The following is a 7,269-nucleotide window of genomic DNA, read 5'->3' as shown; positions in this document are numbered from 1 at the left end:
TCGCTCTTCAGCGTGGTGAGGCCGGAGGCCGGCTCCGAGCCGGTGCGGCCATTCTGCGGCCCCGGTTCCACCGCAGCACCCTTGCCGGCGTCATAGAGATCGATGATTTCAGCCAGGCGTTCCGGCGTCAGATCCTCGAACGTGTCCTTGAAGATCATCACCATCGGCGCGTTGACGCAGGCACCGAGGCATTCCACCTCTTCCCAAGACAAGGTTCCCTTGTCGTTGGTGTGGAACTGGTCGTGATGGATTTTGGAGCGGCAGACATCCATCAGCGCTTCCGAACCGCGCAGCATGCAGGGCGTGGTGCCGCAGACCTGGATGTGCGCACGCGTGCCGACCGGATTCAACTGGTACTGCGTGTAGAAGGTCGCGACTTCCAGCCCGCGGATGCGGGGCATGCCGAGCATGTCGGAGATCGTCTCGATCGCCGCCTTCGTCACCCAGCCTTCCTGCTCCTGTGCTATCATCAGAAGCGGGATGATGGCCGACTGTTCACGGCCCTTCGGGTACTTCTTGATCCATTGCTTCGCAGCCGCGGCATTCGCCCGGTTGAAGGCGAAGGATGCTGGCTGGACGCTGGCTTCTGCGAGACGGCGGACTGACATTTAGCGATCGACCTCACCAAACACGATGTCGAGGGAGCCGAGAACGGCGGTGACGTCGGCCAGCATGTGGCCGCGGCAGAGGAAATCCATCGCCTGCAGATGCGCGAAACCCGGCGCGCGCAGCTTGCAGCGGTAGGGCTTGTTGGAGCCGTCGGAGACCAGATAGACGCCGAATTCGCCCTTCGGCGCCTCGACGGCGGCGTAAACCTCGCCGGCCGGCACGCGATAACCCTCGGTGTAGAGCTTGAAGTGATGGATCAGCGCTTCCATCGAGCGCTTCATCGCCTGGCGCTTGGGCGGCACCACCTTGCCATCGAGGTTCGACACCGGGCCGGTGCTCTCCTTGCCGAGCAAAAGGTCGACGCACTGGCGCATGATCTTCGCCGACTGGCGCATTTCTTCCATGCGCACGAGGTAGCGGTCGAAGCAGTCGCCGTTCTTGCCGATCGGAATGTCGAAATCCATCTCCGAATAGCATTCATAGGGTTGCGACTTGCGCAGATCCCAGGCTGCACCCGAGCCACGCACCATCACGCCCGAAAAACCCCAGGCCCAGGCATCCGCCAGCGAGACGATGCCAATATCGACATTGCGCTGCTTGAAGATGCGGTTGCCGGTCAGCAGCCGGTCGAGGTCGTCGATCGACTTCAGGAACGGGTCGATCCACTTGCCGATGTCCTCGACCAGTTGACGCGGCAGGTCCTGATGGACGCCGCCGGGCCGAAAATAAGCGGCATGCATGCGCGAACCGGAGGCGCGCTCATAGAACACCATCAGCTTTTCGCGTTCGACGAAGCCCCACAGCGGCGGCGTCAGCGCACCGACGTCCATCGCCTGCGTCGTCACATTGAGGATGTGCGACATGATGCGGCCGATCTCGCTGTAGAGAACGCGGATCACCTGGCCACGCTTCGGCACCTCGATGCCGAGCAGACGCTCGGCGGCCAGCGCAAAGGCATGTTCCTGGTTCATCGGCGCGCAATAGTCGAGCCGGTCGAGATAGGGTACCGCCTGCAGATAGGTTTTGGCTTCGATCAGCTTTTCGGTACCGCGATGCAGCAGTCCGATATGCGGATCGACGCGATCGACGACTTCGCCGTCCAGCTCCAGCACAAGGCGCAAAACGCCGTGCGCCGCGGGGTGTTGCGGGCCGAAATTGATGTTGAAGTTGCGGACGGAGGTTTCAGCCATTTACTGCTTTGCCTTCTCGTCACCCGGCAGCACGTAATCCGTACCTTCCCACGGGGACAGAAAATCGAAATTGCGGAATTCCTGCTTGAGCTCGACCGGCTCATAGATAACGCGCTTGGCCTCGTCGTCGTAGCGCACCTCGACGAAGCCGGTCAGCGGGAAATCCTTGCGCAAGGGATGGCCTTCGAAGCCATAGTCGGTCAGCAGGCGGCGCAGGTCGGGATGGCCGGAGAACAAAACGCCGTAGAGATCGTAGGTCTCGCGCTCGAACCAGTCGGCGCCGGGATAGACGCCGGTGATCGACGGCACCATGGTTTCCTCGTCGGCCTGCACCTTGACGCGGACGCGCACATTCTGCTTCGGCGACAACAGGTGATAGACGACGTCGAAACGCTTGGCCCGCGACGGATAGTCGGCGCCGCAGACATCGATGATCGAGATGAACTGGCAGCGCGCATCGTCGCGCAGGAAGGTCATCACCTCGACCAGATCGCGCGGCTCGACATGGATGGTGAGTTCGCCATAGGCGATATCAGCCTCGTTCACGCGGCCGATCAGCTTCTCGCCGAGATAGGTCGACAGTTCGCTCAGGGATGCGGTCATGGATTTACCGTTCGATCGTGCCGGTGCGGCGGATCTTCTTCTGCAAGAGAAGAATGCCGTAGAGCAGCGCTTCGGCGCTCGGCGGACAGCCGGGCACATAGATGTCGACCGGCACGATGCGGTCGCAGCCGCGCACCACCGAATAGGAATAGTGGTAATAGCCGCCGCCATTGGCGCAGGAGCCCATCGAGATGACGTAGCGCGGCTCCGGCATCTGGTCGTAGACCTTGCGCAGCGCCGGCGCCATCTTGTTGGTCAGCGTGCCGGCGACGATCATGATGTCGGACTGGCGCGGAGACGCGCGTGGCGCGACGCCGAACCGCTCCGAATCATAGCGCGGCATCGAGGTGTGGATCATCTCGACCGCGCAGCAGGCGAGGCCGAACGTCATGAACATCAGCGACCCGCTGCGCGCCCAGGTGATGAGCGCCTCGGTCGAAGTGACCAGAAAGCCCTTGTCGGCCAACTCGTTGTTGATCTCGAGGAAGAAGGGATCGTCCTCCCCCACCGGCCTGCCGGTGTTGGGATCGATGATGCCCTTGGGCTTCGGCGCGACGAGGGTGCCTGAACTGTCGTTCAATCCCATTCCAGCGCTCCTTTTTTCCATTCATAGGCAAAGCCGATGGTCAGCACCGCCAAAAAAACCATCATCGACCAGAAACCGAGCATGCCGATCTTCGAAAACGACACCGCCCACGGAAACAGGAAGGCTACTTCCAGGTCGAAGATGATGAACAGGATCGACACCAGGTAGAAACGGATGTCGAACTTCATGCGGGCGTCGTCGAACGAGTTGAAACCGCACTCGTAGGCGGAAAGCTTTTCGGGATCGGGATTGCGGTAGGCCACCAGGAAGGGCGCGGCCAGCAGCGCCAGGCCGACAACCAGCGCCACGCCTATGAACAGGACGATGGGCAGGTATGAGCTCAAGAGTGCGTTCATGCTCGGCTTTCCGTTGGCGCCAATCCACGTTGATTACAGCACCGGACCCTAATGCGGAAGCGTGACAGTTTAACCGCTGAACCGTTTTAAGGGCCTATGCTGCAACGCGGCGAGGGTTAGCGCAGCACTTCCAGCGAAGCAAGTCAAACCTTGTTCAAAACATCGACCTGGACGGCATATCGCGGCAAACTGGTCCGATCCGCTCCTGTTTGATTTCCTTCGCTTTTTACTCCACTTTTCTCTCCTGACATGAATGCTGCCAAAACCCTGCTAGCATGGGTTGGAATCAGCCATTCGACCCTCGGTCAAAACACGTCAAAGTGATACCTGCATGAAGGAAAAGATCTCGCTCCCGATGGCCCGGCGCATCGCCCTTGCCGCCCAAGGGTTCCTCGATCCTCGCCCGACCGGCACGCCCGACCGCCGGCATTTTGCCCGCACGCTCTCCCGCACCGGCCTGTTGCAGATCGATTCCGTCAGCGCGGTGGTGCGCGCTCATTATATGCCGCTCTATTCGCGCCTTGGCCCCTACCCGTTCTCGCTGCTCGACAACGCGGCCGTGACGCGTAAGCGCACGGTTTTCGAATACTGGGCGCACGAGGCGTCCTTCCTGCCGGTCGAGACATACCCGCTGATGCGCTGGCGCATGCAGCGCGCCGAGCGGGGCGAGGAAATGTATCTGGGTCTCGCCAAATGGGGCCGCGAGCACGCCGCCTACATCGAAGAGATCTACCGCGAGGTCGCCGAGCGCGGCCCGATCGCCGCTTCCGCGCTGGAGGGCCAGAAAGGTTCGGGCGGCTGGTGGGGCTGGAGCGATGCCAAACACGCCTTCGAATGGCTGTTCTGGGCCGGCCGCATCACCACGGCGCACCGCCGCGGTTTCGAGCGCTTCTATGACCTGCCCGAGCGCGTGCTGCCGCAGGCGATCCTCGATCTGCCGGTGCCGACGCCTGAGGACGCGCACCGCGAATTGCTGCGCATTTCCGCCCGCGCCCACGGCGTGGCGACTTCAAGCGATTTGCGCGACTATTTCCGCCTGTCGCCGGCCGATATGAAAGGCCGGTTGGAGGAACTGGTTGAAACGGGCGAGTTGCTGCCGGTGCGTGTCGAAGGCTGGGACAAGCCGGCCTATCTTCACCGGGACGCCCGTCTGCCGCGCAAAGTCGAGGCCCGCGCCTTGCTGGCACCCTTCGATCCGGTCGTCTTCGAGCGCTCGCGCACCGAGCGGCTGTTCGATTTCCACTACCGCATCGAGATCTACACACCTGCCGACAAGCGGCAGTATGGCTATTATGTCCTGCCGTTCCTGCTCGGCGACAGGATCGTGGCACGCGTCGACCTCAAGGCCGATCGCCCGGCCAGCATACTGCGGGTCCATGCGGCCTATGCCGAGCCCGGTGCGCCGCCTGAAACCGCTGCGGAGCTGTTCGAGGAATTGAAGCAGATGCAAGGTTGGCTCGGGCTCGAACGCATCGAAGTGACGCCTGCCGGCGATTTGGGCGCGGCGCTGGCCGACATAGCCGTGTCGTAAGCTCGCGTTGACACCGCCGCCCGCAAAAGCCTAAATCCGGTTCCAGATGGTCCCTTGCCCGCAACGGCAAGGGCTAAGAGGGAATGCGGTGCGGGGCAAAATCCCAAATCCGCGGCTGTCCCCGCAACTGTAAGCGAAGAGCCAAGGCCGAAAACCACTGGGAATTCCCGGGAAGGCGGCTACCCAAGGCGATGACTCGCGAGCCAGGAGACCTGCCGTCTGCGACTGTAGAATCCGATCGCCCGGCGGGTTTCCGGGCAAGGAGCCCGATCTTTGGACCACGACAGCAGTTTTTCGGCTGGCACAGCGGATATTTCGTCCGGCCATGATGATGCCTTGGCCGGCGTCACCATCATCGTCTGCGGCTCCTGCCGCAATGAGACCGGCTCCGACGCTCATCCCCGCGCCGGCGAGTTGCTGACGGACGACACGCGCCGCGCCGCCGCTGGCGACGATATCCGCATCCGCAGCGTCGAATGCCTTGGCAATTGCAAGCGGCGCCTCAGCGCCGCGATCCTGCGCGACGGTTGCTGGAGCTATGTCTTCGGCGACCTGACCGCGACCAGCGGCGCCGACCTCGTGACAGGCGCAAAGCTCTTCGCCACCTCGAAAGATGGCCTGATCCCGTGGCGTGGCCGCCCCGATAGCCTCAAGCGCGGCCTCGTGGCCCGCATTCCACCCATCGACATGCTGAAGGATTGACCATGACCACTTCCGTATCCCGCGTTCCCTGCACCGTCGTCACTGGCTTCCTCGGCGCCGGCAAGACGACGCTGGTCCGCCATCTCCTGGAAAACGCCGGCGGCAAGCGCATCGCCATCATCGTCAACGAATTCGGCGACATCGGCATCGATGGCGAGATCCTCAAGGGATGCGGTATCGACACCTGCCCCGAGGAAAACATCGTCGAACTGGCCAATGGCTGTATCTGCTGCACTGTCGCCGACGACTTCGTCCCGGCGCTCGACCAAATCCTGTCGCTGACGCCGAGGGTCGACCATATCCTGATCGAAACCTCGGGCCTGGCACTGCCCAAGCCGCTGGTCCAGGCCTTTCAGTGGCCCAGCGTGAAAAGCCGGGTGACCGTCGATGGCGTCATCGCCGTGGTCGACGGACCGGCATTGGCCGAAGGCCGCGTCGCCAACGACATGGAGGCCCTCCAGGCGCAGCGCGCCGGGGACGAGACGCTCGACCACGACGATCCGGTGGAAGAAGTGTTCGAGGACCAGATCGCCTGCGCCGACCTGATCATCCTGTCGAAGAGCGACCTGATGGACGCCGCCGGCACCGCCCGCGCCAATGCCATCGTTGGCGAACACTCCGCCCGCGCAGTGAAGATCGTGCCGACCTCGCATGGCAAGGTCGATCCCTCCGTGCTGCTCGGGCTCGGTCTGGCCGTCGAGGACGACATCGAAAACCGCAAGTCCCATCATGACGGCGCATTCGACCACGAGCATGACGACTTCGACACGTTCATCGTCGACATTGCCTCGATCGCCAATCCGGACGAGCTGGCAAAGCGCGTCGCCACCGTCGCCGAAGAAGAGAACGTGCTGCGCGTAAAAGGCTTCGTCGAGGTCGGCGGCAAGCCGATGCGGCTCTTGCTGCAGGCCGTCGGGCCGCGCGTCAATCATTACTATGACCGCGCCTGGACCGCTGAGGATGACCGCCGCTCGCGCCTCGTCGTCATCGGCCTGAAAGGGCTGAACCGCCCGGCGATCGAGCGTATACTCGCCGGCTGATTTCGGACACGGATTGCGATGCACATCCTAACCACGACATCCGCCTCGCTCGACGACCTCGCCGAGCCGGTCGATCTGCGGCAGACGCCGGCGGATATCGTGGCCCTGTCCTTCACCGACAGCGACCTCGCCGGACTGGCGGCGGCGTGGAGGACCGATGCCGACCGCCTGCCCTCGATGCGGCTGGCCGCACTGCGCGACTTGCGCCATCCCATGTCCGTCGACCTCTGGGTCGACAGCGTCGCCCGCCATGCCAAGATCATCCTCGTGCGCATCCTCGGCGGCTACGACTGGTGGCGCTACGGCTGCGACCAGCTTGCCTCGACCGCCCGCGAACGCGGCATAAAACTGGCGCTGCTGCCCGGCGAATGCCGCGACGAGGATCTGCGCCTGATCGAAGCCTCGACGCTGCCGCGCGAGGAGTTGGACGGCCTGCTCGACTATTTCCGCGAGGGCGGCCCGGCGAATATGAGCGCGCTGGTGCGCAGGCTGGCGGGCTTGGCGGGACAGGATGCGGAAGTGATCGGCCCGGTGGTGGTGCCGAAAGCTGGTTTTTACGTGCCCGGATGTGGAGTTGTGGAGAAGCCGGACTTATCGAATGCTGGCGCTTACAACGTCAACGCTCCTATCATCCCCATCCTGTTCTATCCCT

Annotated in this window: 8 protein-coding genes, 1 pseudogene and 1 riboswitch; of the genes and pseudogenes, 4 read left to right on the top strand and 5 right to left on the bottom strand. The window is 63.0% G+C overall.

Going from position 1 to position 7,269, the window contains the following annotated elements:
- The 5 genes from nuoE to ENZ75_RS14760 all read right to left on the bottom strand — a co-directional run.
- Window positions 1-608 (bottom strand): NADH-quinone oxidoreductase subunit NuoE (gene nuoE, locus ENZ75_RS14780; RefSeq protein WP_128278160.1); only part of this gene is annotated, 608 nt, incomplete at its 3' end.
- Window positions 609-1,799: an NADH-quinone oxidoreductase subunit D gene (locus ENZ75_RS14775; RefSeq protein WP_024501361.1), complete on the bottom strand. Its 1,191-nt coding sequence runs from the start codon at window positions 1,797-1,799 to the stop codon at window positions 609-611.
- The gene (locus tag ENZ75_RS14770; protein WP_013531091.1) at window positions 1,800-2,402 is read right to left on the bottom strand and encodes an NADH-quinone oxidoreductase subunit C; all 603 of its coding nucleotides are present in this window, start codon (window positions 2,400-2,402) and stop codon (window positions 1,800-1,802) included.
- A gap of 4 nt (window positions 2,403-2,406) precedes the next feature.
- Window positions 2,407-2,988: an NADH-quinone oxidoreductase subunit B gene (locus tag ENZ75_RS14765; protein WP_013531090.1), complete on the bottom strand. Its 582-nt coding sequence runs from the start codon at window positions 2,986-2,988 to the stop codon at window positions 2,407-2,409.
- Window positions 2,979-3,344 carry an NADH-quinone oxidoreductase subunit A gene (locus ENZ75_RS14760; protein ID WP_010910112.1) on the bottom strand — a complete coding sequence of 122 codons (366 nt, stop codon included), beginning with the start codon at window positions 3,342-3,344 and terminating at the stop codon, window positions 2,979-2,981. The genes ENZ75_RS14765 and ENZ75_RS14760 overlap by 10 nt, the downstream gene beginning before the upstream one ends.
- A gap of 331 nt (window positions 3,345-3,675) precedes the next feature.
- On the opposite strand from ENZ75_RS14760, the gene ENZ75_RS14755 reads away from it, so the two are divergent.
- The 4 genes and pseudogenes from ENZ75_RS14755 to ENZ75_RS14740 all read left to right on the top strand — a co-directional run.
- Window positions 3,676-4,875, top strand: a complete 1,200-nt coding sequence (locus ENZ75_RS14755) for a winged helix-turn-helix domain-containing protein (protein WP_063168239.1) — start codon at window positions 3,676-3,678, stop codon at window positions 4,873-4,875.
- Window positions 4,876-4,905: 30 nt separating this feature from the next.
- Window positions 4,906-5,110: riboswitch (cobalamin riboswitch) on the top strand.
- A 38-nt stretch (window positions 5,111-5,148) separates the two neighbouring features.
- Complete coding sequence (locus ENZ75_RS14750; RefSeq protein ID WP_013531088.1) at window positions 5,149-5,577, top strand: DUF1636 family protein; 429 nt, start codon at window positions 5,149-5,151, stop codon at window positions 5,575-5,577.
- A 2-nt stretch (window positions 5,578-5,579) separates the two neighbouring features.
- Window positions 5,580-6,617: a cobalamin biosynthesis protein CobW gene (gene cobW / locus ENZ75_RS14745; protein WP_063168240.1), complete on the top strand. Its 1,038-nt coding sequence runs from the start codon at window positions 5,580-5,582 to the stop codon at window positions 6,615-6,617.
- Window positions 6,618-6,635: 18 nt separating this feature from the next.
- A pseudogene (locus tag ENZ75_RS14740) lies at window positions 6,636-7,269 on the top strand (cobaltochelatase subunit CobN); the annotation flags it as partial.

It is taken from the genome of Mesorhizobium sp. M7A.F.Ca.CA.002.04.1.1 (assembly GCF_004022805.1).
Lineage (GTDB): Bacteria > Pseudomonadota > Alphaproteobacteria > Rhizobiales > Rhizobiaceae > Mesorhizobium > Mesorhizobium ciceri.
The sequence above is the reverse complement of the archived record's forward strand: the minus strand, read 5'-3'. Positions and strand labels throughout refer to the sequence as shown.

What these genes read in the sequence shown, in the direction of transcription:
- cobW (WP_063168240.1), top strand. Translation starts at nt 5,580, where the DNA reads ATGACCACTTCCGTATCCCGCGTTCCCTGCACCGTCGTCACTGGCTTC.
- ENZ75_RS14755 (WP_063168239.1), top strand. Translation starts at nt 3,676, where the DNA reads ATGAAGGAAAAGATCTCGCTCCCGATGGCCCGGCGCATCGCCCTTGCC.
- ENZ75_RS14775 (WP_024501361.1), bottom strand. Translation starts at nt 1,799, where the DNA reads ATGGCTGAAACCTCCGTCCGCAACTTCAACATCAATTTCGGCCCGCAA.
- ENZ75_RS14760 (WP_010910112.1), bottom strand. Translation starts at nt 3,344, where the DNA reads ATGAACGCACTCTTGAGCTCATACCTGCCCATCGTCCTGTTCATAGGC.
- ENZ75_RS14770 (WP_013531091.1), bottom strand. Translation starts at nt 2,402, where the DNA reads ATGACCGCATCCCTGAGCGAACTGTCGACCTATCTCGGCGAGAAGCTG.
- ENZ75_RS14765 (WP_013531090.1), bottom strand. Translation starts at nt 2,988, where the DNA reads ATGGGATTGAACGACAGTTCAGGCACCCTCGTCGCGCCGAAGCCCAAG.